The 15,770-nt window shown below is 32.1% G+C and carries 14 protein-coding genes and 1 other annotated feature; of the genes, 11 read left to right on the forward strand and 3 right to left on the reverse strand.

Features of this window, described 5'->3' with window-relative positions; translation table 11 throughout:
- Positions 1-57: 57 nt before the first annotated feature.
- Positions 58-314: a binding site (T-box leader), on the forward strand.
- 81 nt (positions 315-395) lie between these two features.
- On the forward strand, positions 396-1,952 hold the full coding sequence (gene lysS / locus AC1Q51_RS04285) for a lysine--tRNA ligase (protein ID WP_098256468.1): 1,557 nt from the start codon (positions 396-398) through the stop codon (positions 1,950-1,952).
- A 59-nt stretch (positions 1,953-2,011) separates the two neighbouring features.
- Here the strand turns inward: lysS and AC1Q51_RS04290 are convergent, their stop codons facing one another.
- Positions 2,012-2,440, reverse strand: coding sequence for a cell wall hydrolase (locus tag AC1Q51_RS04290; RefSeq protein ID WP_001128402.1), 429 nt, complete (start codon positions 2,438-2,440; stop codon positions 2,012-2,014).
- A gap of 150 nt (positions 2,441-2,590) precedes the next feature.
- Between AC1Q51_RS04290 and AC1Q51_RS04295 the strand changes: the two genes are divergently transcribed.
- From AC1Q51_RS04295 to AC1Q51_RS04305, 3 genes are all read left to right on the forward strand, one after another.
- On the forward strand, positions 2,591-3,505 hold the full coding sequence (locus AC1Q51_RS04295) for an acetamidase/formamidase family protein (protein WP_090976688.1): 915 nt from the start codon (positions 2,591-2,593) through the stop codon (positions 3,503-3,505).
- A gap of 126 nt (positions 3,506-3,631) precedes the next feature.
- A complete protein-coding gene (locus AC1Q51_RS04300) occupies positions 3,632-4,339 on the forward strand; it encodes a response regulator transcription factor (protein WP_000238993.1) in 708 nt (235 codons plus the stop codon).
- Complete coding sequence (locus AC1Q51_RS04305; protein WP_002094028.1) at positions 4,336-5,319, forward strand: sensor histidine kinase; 984 nt, start codon at positions 4,336-4,338, stop codon at positions 5,317-5,319. Before AC1Q51_RS04300 ends, AC1Q51_RS04305 begins: the two co-directional genes overlap by 4 nt.
- A 318-nt stretch (positions 5,320-5,637) precedes the next feature.
- On the opposite strand, the gene AC1Q51_RS04310 is transcribed toward AC1Q51_RS04305, so the two are convergent.
- Entirely contained in the window at positions 5,638-6,264 is a 627-nt protein-coding gene (locus AC1Q51_RS04310; RefSeq protein WP_000376270.1) for a DUF6518 family protein, read from the reverse strand.
- A 557-nt stretch (positions 6,265-6,821) separates the two neighbouring features.
- Here AC1Q51_RS04310 and abc-f point away from each other — a divergent pair.
- The 6 genes from abc-f to AC1Q51_RS04340 all read left to right on the forward strand — a co-directional run bounded on the left by abc-f (position 6,822) and on the right by AC1Q51_RS04340 (position 13,815).
- Positions 6,822-8,450 carry a ribosomal protection-like ABC-F family protein gene (abc-f, locus tag AC1Q51_RS04315; RefSeq protein ID WP_002152855.1) on the forward strand — a complete coding sequence of 543 codons (1,629 nt, stop codon included), beginning with the start codon at positions 6,822-6,824 and terminating at the stop codon, positions 8,448-8,450.
- 20 nt (positions 8,451-8,470) lie between these two features.
- Complete coding sequence (locus tag AC1Q51_RS04320) at positions 8,471-9,064, forward strand: GNAT family N-acetyltransferase (RefSeq protein ID WP_090976690.1); 594 nt, start codon at positions 8,471-8,473, stop codon at positions 9,062-9,064.
- A gap of 523 nt (positions 9,065-9,587) precedes the next feature.
- Positions 9,588-10,082, forward strand: coding sequence for a DUF3267 domain-containing protein (locus AC1Q51_RS04325; protein WP_080126419.1), 495 nt, complete (start codon positions 9,588-9,590; stop codon positions 10,080-10,082).
- Between the two features lie 316 nt (positions 10,083-10,398).
- A complete protein-coding gene (locus tag AC1Q51_RS04330) occupies positions 10,399-11,169 on the forward strand; it encodes an ABC transporter ATP-binding protein (RefSeq protein WP_090976692.1) in 771 nt (256 codons plus the stop codon).
- Positions 11,144-13,075: an ABC transporter permease gene (locus tag AC1Q51_RS04335; protein WP_492331395.1), complete on the forward strand. Its 1,932-nt coding sequence runs from the start codon at positions 11,144-11,146 to the stop codon at positions 13,073-13,075. The genes AC1Q51_RS04330 and AC1Q51_RS04335 overlap by 26 nt, the downstream gene beginning before the upstream one ends.
- A 68-nt stretch (positions 13,076-13,143) precedes the next feature.
- Positions 13,144-13,815, forward strand: a complete 672-nt coding sequence (locus AC1Q51_RS04340; protein ID WP_002094033.1) for a lipoprotein BA_5634 family protein — start codon at positions 13,144-13,146, stop codon at positions 13,813-13,815.
- Between the two features lie 76 nt (positions 13,816-13,891).
- Here the strand turns inward: AC1Q51_RS04340 and AC1Q51_RS04345 are convergent, their stop codons facing one another.
- Positions 13,892-14,233 carry a DUF3914 domain-containing protein gene (locus AC1Q51_RS04345; protein ID WP_001165517.1) on the reverse strand — a complete coding sequence of 114 codons (342 nt, stop codon included), beginning with the start codon at positions 14,231-14,233 and terminating at the stop codon, positions 13,892-13,894.
- 279 nt (positions 14,234-14,512) lie between these two features.
- Between AC1Q51_RS04345 and AC1Q51_RS04350 the strand changes: the two genes are divergently transcribed.
- Positions 14,513-15,754, forward strand: a complete 1,242-nt coding sequence (locus AC1Q51_RS04350) for an esterase/lipase family protein (RefSeq protein ID WP_492331396.1) — start codon at positions 14,513-14,515, stop codon at positions 15,752-15,754.
- Positions 15,755-15,770 lie beyond the last annotated feature (16 nt).

A 15,770-nucleotide genomic window follows, 5' to 3' on the forward strand; every position in this document is an offset into this window, starting at 1 on the left:
GATTCGGAAAAGTTTGACAATAAAAGTGTTATAAATTATCATATTAAAAAACTAATATTTAAGGCATAGAAGAGAAGAGTAGTTAAGAAAGAATACGTACAGAGAGCTCTGGTAGCTGAGAAAGAGCGGTATACATCTTAATGAAAAAAGACTTGGAGCTGCGCAAGGAACTAATTTAGTTAGGGATGGTGCGACGGGTTCTCCCGTTATAGAGATAGGGTATAAGCATATTTTGCCGTACCTGAAGAGGTTAATATGGTGACATATTAACAAACTGAGGTGGTACCGCGAAGCTAACAACTCTCGTCCTCAAGATGAATAATCTTGAGGACGAGAGTTTTTTTGTTGCATAAAACTGGAAATGAGAAACAAAAAATAATTGAGGTGAGTAATATATGCATTGGGCGTATGAAGTAGCACATGAATTAATTAGGAAACATCCAAATAAAGAAATGTTTGTTTGTGCATCTGGAATTAGTCCGTCAGGTTCTGTTCATATTGGGAACTTTCGTGAAATCGTAACGACTTATTTCGTAGTAAGAGCACTTCAAGATTTAGGGAAAAAGACTCGTTTTATATTTTCGTGGGATGATTATGATAGGTTTAGAAAAGTTCCAAAAAATATTGATCCATCTTTTGCAAAGTATATTGGTATGCCATACTGTGATATTCCAGATCCGTATGGATGTCATAACTCGTATGCGGAGCATTTTGAAAAAGAGTTTGAAAAATCGCTTCAAGCATTTGGAATTGAAGTAGAATTTATTTATCAACATGATGAATATAGAAGCGGAAGATATAACGAAAATATATTAGAGGCCTTGTATAAACGAAAAGAAATATATGATATTTTAATGGGTTTTAAAACTGGAGAGTGTAGTGAAGAAGAGCGAGAGAGCTTTTATCCAGCTACATTATATTGTGAGAGATGCGGAAAAGATACAACAACTATTACACATTTTGATGAAGTATTAAAAACAGTCCGGTATGAATGTGAATGCGGAAATGAAAAAGAGTTATCCGTATTAAATACAAATAAAATGAAACTAAACTGGAAAATCGATTGGCCGATGAGATGGATGATAGAGGATGTTATTTTTGAACCGGGCGGTAGAGATCATTCATCAGAAACGGGTAGTTATAATGTATCAAAAGAAATTGCAAGGAAAATATTCAATCGAGAAGCACCTCATTACGTTTCTTACGATTTTATTGGTATTAAAGGGAATCATGAAAAAATGTCTAGTTCTTCAGGGAATAGTATTACACCAAGCGATTTATTGAAAGTGTATATACCAGAAGTAATTCTCTTTATGTTTGCAAAATACAAACCAGGCGCTGCTTTTCATATTGGGTTGGATGAAGATGTGATTCGTAATTATACAGAGTATGAGCGATTGAAAGATAGTTATGAAAATAAAACGCTCAAAAATGAAGATTTATTTGATGCAATTAAAATCTCTAGAGTTGATAGTGAGTTTAAAGAATATCCGAAATTTAATCAAGTAGCAGGAACGTTACCATTATTAAATTTTGATTCAACTATTTTACAGGGGATATTAAAGAAAATAGATAGGAGCTATGCATTAGATGAAATGAGAGCGATAAGTAATCGCGCAGAGTATTGGATAAGAAACTTTCAATCTGAAAAATTAATCGCGGTAAATGAGGAGAAAAATGCAGAGTTTTTTTACTACACATTAGATGAAAGGCAGAAAGAATGGCTAGTAGAAGTTTGTAAAATACTTCGTTCTAATAAAGATTACTCTAACTTAATGGAGCAATTATATGCGATTTGTCATCATGAAAATAAAAAAATAATGAAAGAAAATCAAAAACAATTATTCACTATTATATATAAGCTCATTATGAATCAATCAAATGGTCCTCGTATACCATTATTAATACATGTAGTAGGCATAGAAAAATTCATCACACTATTAGATTTCTAAAACACAGTTAAAAGCAACGCAAGTACCAAAATTTCTAAGTACTTGCGTTGCAAATTTTACTATCGTGAATACATTTTCGGACATTCATCACCACTTGGTTCATAAAAACAATGGCTTTTAAACTGTCCTACAAATGGCTGGTTATACCATTCAGGTGGACAAGCTCCAACTGGACGGAAATACCAAAGAGCCCATCGTGCAGGCCAGCGCCATTGACCTTGTAAAACTTTTCGTGCGATTTCTTTTTCTGATTCACGAGCGCGTTGATAAAAATATCCATATTGTACTGCTTCAAATCCGCCGGGGCTTTGATATACAGCGTCTCGCACGGTACGGAGTTGTTTAAAATCTAAGCAATCACAAAATACACGGTTTACTACAACGCATCCAACTAACTCCTCACCTTGGCGACCTTCGCCTTCAGCTTCAGCGCGAATTAATCGAGCTAGTAAATCAACATCACTTTCGTTGTATGGAATAAGGGGCATAGTGATACCACCTTTCTGTTATAGTAAAGAGTGTATGTTATAAAACAATCTGTGTGCTTTTTTACATAAAAATAACATTTAATTTTATGAGGAGCTTGTATAAAAAAAGCTAATTAGTAATAGTAGATAAATATAAAAGGGAGAGGTATTATGTATCGAATTCATAAAGACCATATCATTTACTCAATGTCACCAGAAAATAAGCCGTGTATGGAAGTAGAAATTGGGAGCAGTCTTGTATTTGAAACATATGATTGCTTTGAAAATCAAATCAATTCTGAAGATGTTGTGTTTCAAGAATTAGATTGGAACCGAATTAATCCAGCGACTGGACCTGTATATGTTAAAGGAGCAGAACCTGGCGATATATTAGTCGTAACGATTGAAAAAATTGAAATTGCAGAGCAGGGCGTTTTAACTACAGGTGCAAACCTTGGTGTAATGGGTGATGAGTTAAATGAAAATACAGTGAAAATTGTCCCAATACATAATGAATATGTTTTGTTTTCAAGTGAACTACAAATCCCGATTAATCCAATGATTGGGGTAATTGGTACTGCACCGAAAGAAGAGAGCATTTCATGTGGCACACCGCATGATCACGGCGGGAATATGGACTGTAAAGAAATTAAAGAAGGAACAATATTACTACTACCAGTTAATGTCCCAGGAGCACTATTAGCATTAGGTGATTTACACGCAGCAATGGGTGATGGTGAAATTGGTGTTAGTGGTGTAGAGGTTGCTGGTGAGGTAACGGTAACAGTTCAAATTATAAAAGGAAAACAATGGCCATTACCAATGGCTATTCAAAAAGAAAAAATGATGACGATTGCTTCAGAGAAATTGTTAGATGATGCAGCAAATCGTGCTGTACGTAATATGGTGACATTTTTACATGAAGAATTAGCAATGTCTAAAGCTGATGCAACGCTTTTATTATCGGCAGCAGGTAATTTAAAAGTTTGCCAAGTTGTGGATCCGCTGAAAACAGCGCGTATGGAACTAGGAATGGATTATGTGGAGAAACTAGGATTTATTTTTAGTAAATTTCATATTAAATAGATAAGGGACGAAAAAGGATACTTTTGTATAAAAGCATCCTTTTTTAATTTACGGATTTTGTGAAAAGAGGTAGTATTTATTCTATATAAGTATATTTGAGATTGCGGATTAAAAAGGAGTTCAATAATGGTCAAAATTATGATTGTAGAAGACGATATGAAAATTGCAGAACTATTATCGACACATGTTGCGAAATATGGTTATCAAGGAGTTATTGTATCGGACTTTCAAAATGTATTAAACATTTTTTTAGAAGAACAACCAGAGTTAGTTTTATTAGATATTAATTTACCGAGTTTTGATGGGTACTTTTGGTGTCGTCAAATTCGCGGAGTTTCAACATGTCCGATACTATTCATTTCGGCCCGTGAAGGCACGATGGATCAAGTTATGGCGTTAGAAAACGGTGGCGATGATTTTATTCCGAAGCCTTTTCATTATGAAGTTGTAGTGGCGAAAATTCGTAGTCATTTAAGACGTGCATATGGAGATTATGCACCGAAACTAGAAGAGCGAATGATTGAGCAACATGGCCTTTGTTTATATCCTGAAAGACTTGTATTGAAACTTAGAAATGACGAGATTGATATAACGAGAAACGAAGCTATTTTATTAGAGACATTAATGAAAAATTATCCGCGTGTTGTGAGTAGAGAAGTGTTACTTAATAAATTATGGGATAGTGAATCTTATGTTGATGATAATACATTAAGTGTAAATACAACACGTGTGCGTAAAAAGTTACAAATGTTGCATATAGAAGGTGCGATTGAAACAATTCGTAGTGTTGGATATAGATTTCATATTACTTGGGATAATGGTATAGAAAAATGATAAGGTTGTTTATACGTGATCATATACCACTTATTTGCTTTACCATAATTCAACTACTAGCTATATTTCTCGTATATTGGTTTGATGGGCATAATCATATTACAACGGCGTTATATGCAATGTTTCTAGGTGTTTTCTTTATGGGAAGTTATTTAATGTTTCGTTATTTTACACATCGTTCTTTTTATGAGCGCTTAGCAAACCCCATGCAATCTTTGGATGAATCTGTTCAAAAATCTGATTTTGCAGCTGTATCGGCTGCTCTTCAAGAATTACTTGAGGTGCAATATAGACATTATCAAAATCAGCTGCAAATGCAAGAGAGAAAAAATAATGACCATTTAACCTTTATGAATCAGTGGATCCATCAAATGAAAACACCTTTATCTGTAATAGAATTAATTACACAGGATGAAGTAGATTCACGTTTTGAAAGTATAAATGAGGAAACTGATCGATTAAAAAAGGGATTAGAAATGGCTCTGTATGTCGCACGTTTAGAAGCGTTTACACAAGACTTTTATGTAGAAAGGGTACAACTACATAAAATAGTGAATGATTCGGTACATGAACATAAACGATTCTTTATCCGGAATTTTGTATATCCAGAGCTTGAAATTGATAAGGATATTACTGTAGAAAGTGATGTGAAATGGTTACAATTTTTAATCGGACAAATACTATCGAATGCGATTAAGTATTCATCAGGTAGTAGAGAAAAGATTAAAGTGAAAGCTTGTAAGGAAGGTAATACAGTTGTGCTTGAAATTATCGATAATGGTGTAGGAATACCAAAGCAAGATTTACCAAGAGTCTTTAAACCTTTCTTTACAGGAGAAAATGGTAGAGATTTTAAAGAATCAACAGGGATGGGACTATATCTTGTATATGAAATTACGAAACAATTAGGACATAGTGTAGAAATCAATTCAGAGGTTAGTAAAGGTACAGTTGTACGAATTAAATTTTTTAATGTGTAGATAAGTGATCTAGGCTAAAAAACTTTGGAGATAGGTTTTTTAGCCTTATTTTATAGCAATTATATGAAATAGTAAAAGGTCATCTTAGTATGTATAATGACACGTTAATAAATACGGTTGTTAAATTAGAAGGATTTAATAATAAATTGATAAATAGATTTTGTAAGAAAAAAGCTATCCCTTTGAAAGAGGTAGCTTTATGTATCCATCCTTTGAATAAGTGTATTAACATGAATAAGTATAATGTTCAAATTCGTGATATTTTTTGTGGATTATAATAGAATTAGTCTTTTATTTTTTCATGATACAGTATTGTAATTAAACAAACAAACTTAATAATTTATATCCAATTAATCCTAAAATAGTAATAGGAACCATCATTAAGAAAGAAGAAATTCGATTAGCATTAGAGCGTTCTAATACAAGAATCAAGATAATCCCGACTATGACTTCGGTATATCCAACAGGTAACATGTGACTATAGTGTTCAAAATTTAAAAGAATGTGAAGTCCATCCGTTACAAAAACTCCACTTAAAAGTGCGCTTCCGAATTTATGAAGTGGATTTGTAGTATCTTTCCATAGAAAACCTGCAATTCCAAAGATAGTTCCTCCTATACATGCACATACAATCCATACAGATATAAAATAAATAGAGTGAGCTACATTTTTAATAACTATTGCATAACCATAGTAGCCTAATACCATACCGAGTAGTGCAAGGATACCAGAAAGTATAGCTGAACGCTTAGAATAACTAAAGCTAGCCACAAAAAAGGATGGAACTAACCAAACGCTTCCTAGATTAGCTAATGAATTCCAGTGTCCAGGAAGTATACTTTGCCCCAATTTAGTTAGTATACCAACAATAATCCCTACTATAATCGGGATGAGAAAAATCCTTAAAAACATATTTAACTTTGTGATTTTTAATGTCCTGTCCATAAATTCAATCCTTACATTATTATTTTCTGTAAAGATATAATAGCTTATCACAAGGGAATAATCAATAAAAATTTATCGAAAAACAATAAGTAGTTATTGGGTAACGAATAACATTTTGTTTTTATATAAAATTTATATAAGAGAGAGTGCTTAGAAGTTTACTACTGGGGAAATCTAAAGGACGTATTACAATCAATGTAATTTGTGCTTGTTCAATATGAAGCTAAGAAATGATAAATAAGCCTAAAAGAAAGCAATCTTTTTAACAGCACAAATAATTGCATTTACTCATACAGTACTAGTATGGTACAATATGGTTATTAATGACGGAAAGGAATGATGGGTGGACGATGATTAACTAATCTTATTTTTAAATGTTGAAATGAAATAAATTTCAATTTATAAAAATTAGGATTAGTCTGCCCAATTCCAAACAACGGTATTGCTATTTGATTTGCGTAATAGCTTATTTGGGTATAAATAATGTAACGACTAATCCTGCCAAAATTACTTTGGGAGGATTTTTTTGTTCTCCCTTAATGAAAGGGATCGGTAATATGAAAGAAATTTTAAAATTAAATGATGTTTACGTTGAAATAATGGAAAATACTTTGTTAGAAAAAATGAATGTAGCAGTGAAACAAGGGGATGTTATCGGATTAATTGGTAAAAATGGTGCTGGTAAATCAACGTTACTTCAATTAATAAATGGAAAGATTGAGCCTTCAAAAGGGATTGTTGAATGGCAGCAAATGAATATGACAACCGCATATGTTGAGCAAGAAATAGAATCTTTTATTAGTAATGATGTGATTTCGCAAGAAGCAGAACTTCTTGCGAAATGGGGCGTGCCAACGAACGATTTTCATACTTTAAGTGGTGGTGAAAAGCTGAAAATTCGATTAGCAAAAGGATTTGCCGAAAATCCTAATGTCTTAATATTAGACGAACCGACAAATCATTTAGATGAGATCAGTACGGGATTTCTCATTAAACAAATAAAAAAGATGAAAGGTACTGTTATTGTTGTATCGCATGACCGATATTTTTTAGATGTTGTCGCAACAAAAATATGGTCAATTGAGGACAAAAAATTAATTGAGCATAGTGGTAATTATACGAGCTACATGAAAGTACGTGAGCAAAGAAGGAAGTCGCAGCAGCGTGAATATGAAAAGCAGCAAAAAAAGATAGAACAAGTAGAAACACATATAAAAGAATTGAGTTCATGGTCACAAAAGGCACACGCGCAGTCTACAAAACAAGAAGGTGTGAAAGAATTCTATCGTGTAAAAGCGAAGCGAATGGATGCACAAGTGAAGTCAAAACGAAAACGACTCGAAAAAGAGCTGGAGAAAACGAAAGTAGAACGTGTGAAAGAAGAATATTCAGTTGAGTTTTCTATTCAAGCGAACAAAAAAGTAGGAAAACGCTTTTTAGAAGTGAAGCAATTAAAAAAAGACTTTCATGGGAAAGCATTATTTGAAAACGTTAATTTTACAATTCAGCACGGTGAGAAAGTTGCGATTGTTGGACCAAACGGTAGTGGAAAAACAACATTACTGAAGATGATTATGGGAACGGAAACTGCTGAAGGAGAAATATGGATTTCACCATCTGCAAACATAGGCTATTTAACACAAGAAGTTTTTGATTTACCGCTTGATAGAACACCGGAAAATTTATTTTTTAAAGAGACGTTTGAAGAAAGAGGAAAAGTCCAAAATTTAATGAAACATTTAGGATTCCAAGCGTCTCAATGGAAAGAGCCGATTGAGCATATGAGTATGGGAGAAAGAGTAAAATGTAAGCTAATGGCTTATATTTTAGATGAAAAAGATGTACTCATTTTAGACGAACCGACGAATCACTTGGATCTACCTTCACGTGAACAACTTGAAAATACATTAGCTGAGTATAACGGAACATTAGTAATTGTATCTCACGATCGATATTTTCTGGAGAAAACAACTAACACAAAACTCGTGTTTTCAAACAATACGATACAAAAGCAGCTAGAAGAACCTACTAAAACAAGAGATGATATTGAAGAGCTACGTTTAAAGTTAGAAACAGAGAGACAAGAAGTATTAGGAAAATTAAGCTTTTTAACTTCTAACGACAAAGAATATAAAGAACTTGATGAACGATTTATAGAACTTACGAAGCAGATTAAGGCGCTATAACGTAAGTAAGGGGGATTAATATGGGAGAAGAGAGTTTGACTAAGTTATTTAGAATAGATTGTGGAGATATATACTTGCAAGAGTTTATGGTCAAAGATGCAGAGAGTATTTATAAAATAGCAAATCAACCGGAAATAGAAAAGTTTTTACCAGACTGGAAATCAACAAAAGAACAAAGGATGGATTGGATTGCAAATTATGAAATACCAGCAAATAAAGTATTTCTTGAGGCAGTGAAAACTACGAATAACATAGATAATCGTATGTTAAAGCTAGGAATATTTAAGAAAGCTACAAATGAATGCATTGGATGGTGCTGCACAGGCATGAAAGAAGAACTCCCTTCACCAAACAGAGAGATAATGTATGCTATCTCAAATGAACATCAAAATCATGGCTATGCTACAAAAGCGACTAAAGGTTTAATTGACTATTTGTTTAAAGAAACAAATTTAATTATCCTCAACGCAATTGCTTTAATTAACAATGCACCATCAAATAAAGTTATTAAAAAATGCGGGTTTACTTATTTGAGTGAACAGAAGATAGAAAATCAACTATATAATCATTATGTATTGAGTAAATCCGAATGGATAAAAAATATTTCTCTGTAAAAGGAATTAAAACGAAATCATAAAAAAGCTTAGAGCTAAAACTCTAAGCTTTTTTATATTCATTTTATCCCGCATTACCGGGCAGTAAAACCCCCACTGATTAAAGTTTCACTTTATACTTGCTGACATAAGAAAGGTACAATTGTAATGACTTCTTGAAGGAATTGCTTTTCAACAAAATAGGGAAATCAAGCTGTACATGGGATATCCAGTTGAAAATCATTTATGAAAAGGTGATTGGAATATTTTGTCGAATTTATGTATCAATGATAATACAAATTTCTTACTCAAATCATTCTACAAATCAATTACTTAAAAAATGGAAGGGAAAAGAAAAGTGGGCGGTATAAAGAAGCATTTAGTCTTAGTCAACAAAAATTGCTGGTAAGTCTATTAAAGAGCTACATATAAAACTTACGGTTGAGTGCTAGTAGGTAGATTAAATCTATAAGCCAGGAATTAGTTTAAATGAGGGAGGGGAACACATATTATAATTTGGTTTCGTCACTTGCCACAAATAAGTATGGATTTTTCAGAATGGACTCCTTTTATACAGAATAATTGGTACCGAAAACATTATATGAAGTTTGTATATTTACTTCAGATAATCATTTTTATAATACCTTATTTTTTTGAAACAGGTTTCACTCATATTAATATATTTTATCTTATCATAATAGGTATGTTAGTCTTCATCATTCACGAATGTCTACACATTTTAGTAATAAGTAAAAAAGGGGATATTAGCTTAACATTTAGTAAAAGATTTTTTTGGTTAAATACAAATGCAGTCTTACCCAAAACGAGATTTTGGGTCTTTATGAGCTTGCCTATAATTGTATTATCAGTAGTTCCTGCCATGATATCGTTCTTTGTATCAGGAAATATTAAATCAATTTTATTATTTATATGTTGGATAAACGCATTCATTTCCGCCTCAGATATTTACAATTCGTTTTTGATTGCAATGAAACCGAAGCACTCATTTTTTTGCAGAGGTTATTATAAAGTGAAATAGTATTTAATGGGTAACTCAAATATGCTTCAACTACATACAATAGTTAAAATATAATATTTGAAAGTAAAAAGACCGATAAAAAATCGGTCTTTTCTTATTAATAAAATAAAGATTAGAAAATAGCATTGTAATTCTAACCAATATGCAAATATTATAAGATAGATATGCTTTGTTTATAGATTTGAAAATAGGTTTGTTATCAGTTTTTTTAGAAATCTTACAAGCGTGTAAGATAAATGAAAGGTGAATCAATATGAGCTGTAAGACAATTCATTTACACTCTATAGTGAGCAGTGGAAATGAAGGGAGAATATAAATGGAAATTTTGCAGGCAAATAGTATTAGTAAAGTATATAAAGGGAAAATACCGTATAAAGCATTAGTAGATATTGATTTATCAATTCAAGAAGGTGAATTTGTAGGAATTATGGGCCCGTCAGGTAGTGGGAAAACAACGTTATTAAATATGGTATCTACTATTGATTCTCCATCATCGGGAGAAATATTTATTAATGGTACAAATCCTTTTCAATTATCATCAGAAGAATTAGCGTTATTCCGCAGAAAACAATTAGGATTTGTATTTCAATCATTTAATCTTCTTAGCACACTTACTGTAAAAGAAAACATCGTATTGCCGATGACTTTAGATGGTGTTTCCGTCCAAGAAATGAATAAACGAGTAGAAGAGATTGCAAAGAAGTTAAACATTACTGATATATTGAGTAAAAGAACGTTTGAAATATCAGGGGGACAAGCTCAAAGAACAGCAATCGCTCGTGCGATCGTTCATAAGCCGCAATTATTACTTGCAGATGAACCAACAGGGAACTTGGACTCTAAATCTTCAAATGATGTAATGGAGATGCTTGATACTCTAAATAAAGAAGAAAAAGCAACGATGATGTTAGTTACACATGATCCGTATGCAGCGAGCTTTTGCAGCCGAGTAATCTTTATTAAAGATGGTCAACTATATAACGAAATTTATTGTGGTGAAAGTAGGCAAACTTTTTATCAAAAGATTATGGATGTCCTTTCTTTGTTAGGAGGAAAAAGGCATGACTTTTCGTCAGTTCGCATTTAATAATATTTTTCGCAATAAGCGTACATATGCTGCCCATTTTTTAAGTAGTGCATTTTCTATTATGATTTTCTTTACGTATGCTCTTTTATTATTTCATCCTGATTTACAAGGTGAGTTGAAATCGACAAGTGCAACAATAAGTGCATTTGGTACATTGGGATTTTCAGTTTCGCAAGGATTGATTTTTGTATTTTCATTTTTCTTTATTTTATATTCAGTTAGTTCGTTTTTAAAGACGCGTAAGAAAGAATTTGGCATTTTAATGATGCAAGGTATGTCAATGAGACAGCTTAAGAAATTATTATTAATTGAAAATATGTTGATTGGACTTGGTTCAATTTGTATAGGGATTTTCATTGGACTCATATTTTCTAAACTAGTCTTATTGATAAGTGCAAGTGTATTAATGATTAATAATGGTTTACCTTTTTATATACCAGTCCGAGCTGTATTATTAACAGTTATTACATTTCTTTTCTTGTTTTTAATTGTTTCATTATTTACATTTAAAATGATAAAAGTAACGGAACTTGTGGAACTTATTCGAGCAGAGGAAAAGCCAAAACCTGAACCGAAATCTTCAGTTTTATTATCGATACTTTCTTTAATTAGTATAGGGTATGGATATTTTTCAGTATTTCGCTTTATACCAAGTACCAATTTTATTACGCTTGGAATAGGTGTGCTTCTAGTAATTATAGGAACGTACTTTTTATATACTCAGTGTAGCGTTTATATATTGCACCTTGCTAAAAGGAGAGAATCTTTCTTTTTAAAGAGAACAAATATATTAACATTTTCAGAATTAATTTACCGTATGAAAGATAATGCAACGATGTTTTTTATAGTATCTATTGTTTCAGCAGTTGCATTTACAGCAATTGGTACAACAGCCGCAATTGGAAATAGGGATTTGGTAAGGATGACAAATCCGTATACATTTTTGTATGGAAGTTTGGAAAATGACAAAGTATTGAATAAAAATCTTTCTATTATAAAAAAACACCTTTCTGATGCTAATATTCCGTATCGAATGGCTTCATCTTCATATATATACACAGAAAATAGCGTAAATGTAATGAAGTTAAGTGAATACAACGATCTTGCTAAAGCACTAGGCTATCAAAAAGAAACCATTGAAAAAGAAGATGAAATTTTATTAATCCCTGGAGTTGTATCACAAAAACAAGAATTTAAAAATGGCGAGTATAAAAAGGATATAGAAGTCATTCAAGGTGATTGGACAAAGACATTTCATGTGAAAAAAGCTGTAGAAAATTTAGTTTTACCACATGATTCTAGAACTATTTATATCGCTGTTCAAGATCAAGTATATGATGGAATGCCTCTTACTAGTGACCCAGTTAATGAAGAAATTTCATATCGTACTTACGGATTTGTTGTAGATGATTGGATAAAAACGAAAGAGATTTCCAATCAATTAAAGAGTATATTTGATAAAGATCTTAGGGATAGAGATTTCTACTTTGAAGCTTTAACATTAAACTTGTTGGAAGCAAAGCAAAAGAATGGTTTATTACTTATGGTAAGTATTTTAGTCGGAATCGTCTTCTTTACATTCGCCGCTAGTTTTATTTATTTCCGATTATATACAGATTTAGATCGCGATCAACAGCAATATAAAATGATTTCGAAAATGGGATTAAGTAAAGGTGAGTTGAAAAAGGTTGTAACGAGGCAGTTATTATTAATGTTCTTTTTACCAATTGTCGTTGCAGTGATTCATACTGTAGTCGCTTATATGGCATTACAACAATTAGTCGACTTTTCTATCATAAATAGCTCTATCGCCATTTTAATTTCATTTATATGTATACAAGTTTTATACTTCTTTATCACTCGTTGGCGTTACCTACAAAAGCTTTATAAAACTATGGAACAGTAGAGAACATCAGCAAGTAACATTGCAGAAAAGCATGTAAAAAAACAATATGAGTTATGAAAGGAATTGTAATGAAAAAAACATTATCAATTTTCATATTATGTATATTAATTTTAATTAGTTTAAGTGCATGTGCTAAAAGTGAAGAATTATTTCCAGCTAACGGTGTATTAATCATTGGAGATGAGAATCATACTGGAGCAATTATGAATCGTTATAAGGAAAATACGAAAGAACATGAAATTTTCCCAGTGAAAACAGGGGAATTTGAAAAAGGAAAGGTATTAATATTAAATGAATCTACTGCACAAGCGATGATTAAAGCAAAGATTTTTCGTAAACGTGACCAAGGAGCCCTTTCCAAACTGGTAGATACGTTACCTAATTTTCCAAAAGAAAGCTCACTACTATATATAAATGAAGAAGAAAAGAATATTAAAAGTATTAAAATAGAAGGAAAAGAGATACCAGTTGCATATGATAGTGATGCTTGGCTTGGCAATAAACGTGACTATGGAGCACTATGGTATATCATTGTGGCGAAAAATAGTGTGTATAAAGAAATAAAAGCGAATGAAACGAATATGCAACTTCTACATTTAAAAAAGTCGTTAGGTGATGAAAAACCTAAAATGTCGACAGATAATACATTAATTAATGAAAAAGTAAAAGTAAGAAAGCTAATTGAAGGTTTTAAAGAGAAAGTATCAGTTCAGTTTGTAACGATCGGAGAAAAATCTTAAAAAAGAGTTCGAGGTTGATAGAAAGTTTATCAGCTTCGAACTCTTTTTAGTTTATAGACAAATCAATTATTATGCTTTACATTACTTCATTTAATCGAGTCTCGTTTGTTTCCTCAATCGCATTTGAATTTTGAACTGAATTATTTTGGGCTTCTTTTTCTTTACGAGCCTTTTGTAGCATTTCAAGGATGATCCATAAAGGAACACCTTTATCCTTTAACATCTTCCATAAATCTAATTCATTAAATTTATGCTCAGGCTGTTTCATTTCTTTTTCAGATGAACGAATATCAAACTTGATAGGATCATTTACTTTCTTACTTTCAAGTTTAGTAGAAGAGATAGTATTATGCTCAAGAGTAGATGGAGTTATTTTAGTAGGTTGAGATAATGTATGAATATTTGATCCGATTTGCATGTTTTTTCCTCCTTTTTGAAGCAATGAGATTAGTTTTCTTATGGTTTTTAAATCTTTTTAACATGAGGAAACTATATCTAATTATAAATTCAAATAAACAGATTTACAAGTTATATTGTAAAAAGTAAATGTTCACTTGAATTAATATTTATCAACATTTGTATGTGTTTTCTATATATACAACGTATATAAAATACTTTACATTATGTTTAAGTTGTTAAATTATTCTGTTAATTTTTTGAAAAGAAAAATGTAAACGTTTTATTAGGGGGAGAAAGTATGGGGAAGTTATTTTTAAAAATATGTTTTTTCGCATTAGTGACCGTATGTTCATTCGCAGCGAAAATATCATACGCTGAAGAAAGACAACAAAATAATTATCCTATCATATTGGTGAATGGATTTGCTGGATGGGGTAGGGAAGAAATGCTGGGCGTAAAATATTGGGGTGGTGTTCATGATATACAGGAAGATTTGAAACGAAATGGTTATATGGTACATACCGCAGCTGTTGGACCTGTTTCTAGTAACTGGGATCGTGCATGTGAATTGTATGCACAAATTAACGGTGGGACAGTAGACTATGGTGCCGTACATGCTAAGAAACATGGACATAATCGTTTTGGCAGAACTTATAGTGGTTTTGCACCGAATTGGACTGAAACAAATAAAGTTCATTTAGTTGGACATAGCATGGGTGGACAAACGATTAGAACATTAGTACAGCTATTAAAAGAAGGTAGTTTTGAAGAAAATAATTATGTGAAAAATCACCCAGACACCAAAATATCACCACTATTTGAAGGCGGAAAATCATATGTTCATAGTGTTACAACATTAGCAACCCCTCACAACGGTACAACACTTGCGGATGGGAGTCTTCTACTTCCGTTCGTTAAAGATTTACTCATTACAGCTGCAAGCTTTGGAGGAAACAATAATTTATCATTATATGATTTTAAATTGGATCAATGGGGTATAAAGAAGAATGCTGGAGAGTCCTTTTTCCAATATAGTAATCGTATTCTAAATAGTTCACTTTGGAAAAATACAAAAGATATAAGTCAGTGGGATTTAAGTACAGATGGTGCAAAGGAGTTAAATAATTGGGTAAAGACGCAACCAGATGTGTATTATTTATCCTATAGTGGACATGCATCACAAGCAGCACCTATAACAGGTTTACATTTGCCTCATATAACGATGAATAAAGTGTTAATGGGAAATGCATTTTTCTTAGGTTCTTATGCGAGATATGAAGAAAACCGTCCGCTAGTTGATACTTCTTGGTGGCAAAATGATGGTGTAGTAAATACAAATTCCATGATTGCACCATCTTCTAATGTTACTGTAAATAATAATGAGTCATTACAGATTGGAAAATGGAATCATATCGAAACGAAAGCGAATTGGGACCATCTCGACATGGTAGGGTTAAGTGTTTCAGACTCGTTAGGTTTTTCTAGCATTCAAGAGTTTTATAGAACAATTGCTAAAAAGCTATCACGTTTACCGAAATAGGTAATAATAAAGCGCT

The organism is Bacillus sp. MT94 (assembly GCF_058792475.1).

Excerpts from the sequence above, each read along its gene's own strand:
- AC1Q51_RS04290 (WP_001128402.1), bottom strand. The coding sequence starts at position 2,440 with ATGCCCCTTATTCCATACAACGAAAGTGATGTTGATTTACTAGCTCGA.
- AC1Q51_RS04340 (WP_002094033.1), top strand. The coding sequence starts at position 13,144 with ATGAAAAAAACATTATCAATTTTCATATTATGTATATTAATTTTAATT.
- AC1Q51_RS04335 (WP_492331395.1), top strand. The coding sequence starts at position 11,144 with ATGACTTTTCGTCAGTTCGCATTTAATAATATTTTTCGCAATAAGCGT.
- AC1Q51_RS04325 (WP_080126419.1), top strand. The coding sequence starts at position 9,588 with ATGGATTTTTCAGAATGGACTCCTTTTATACAGAATAATTGGTACCGA.
- AC1Q51_RS04330 (WP_090976692.1), top strand. The coding sequence starts at position 10,399 with ATGGAAATTTTGCAGGCAAATAGTATTAGTAAAGTATATAAAGGGAAA.
- AC1Q51_RS04295 (WP_090976688.1), top strand. The coding sequence starts at position 2,591 with ATGTATCGAATTCATAAAGACCATATCATTTACTCAATGTCACCAGAA.
- lysS (WP_098256468.1), top strand. The coding sequence starts at position 396 with ATGCATTGGGCGTATGAAGTAGCACATGAATTAATTAGGAAACATCCA.
- abc-f (WP_002152855.1), top strand. The coding sequence starts at position 6,822 with ATGAAAGAAATTTTAAAATTAAATGATGTTTACGTTGAAATAATGGAA.
- AC1Q51_RS04350 (WP_492331396.1), top strand. The coding sequence starts at position 14,513 with ATGGGGAAGTTATTTTTAAAAATATGTTTTTTCGCATTAGTGACCGTA.
- AC1Q51_RS04320 (WP_090976690.1), top strand. The coding sequence starts at position 8,471 with ATGGGAGAAGAGAGTTTGACTAAGTTATTTAGAATAGATTGTGGAGAT.
- AC1Q51_RS04310 (WP_000376270.1), bottom strand. The coding sequence starts at position 6,264 with ATGGACAGGACATTAAAAATCACAAAGTTAAATATGTTTTTAAGGATT.
- AC1Q51_RS04305 (WP_002094028.1), top strand. The coding sequence starts at position 4,336 with ATGATAAGGTTGTTTATACGTGATCATATACCACTTATTTGCTTTACC.
- AC1Q51_RS04300 (WP_000238993.1), top strand. The coding sequence starts at position 3,632 with ATGGTCAAAATTATGATTGTAGAAGACGATATGAAAATTGCAGAACTA.
- AC1Q51_RS04345 (WP_001165517.1), bottom strand. The coding sequence starts at position 14,233 with ATGCAAATCGGATCAAATATTCATACATTATCTCAACCTACTAAAATA.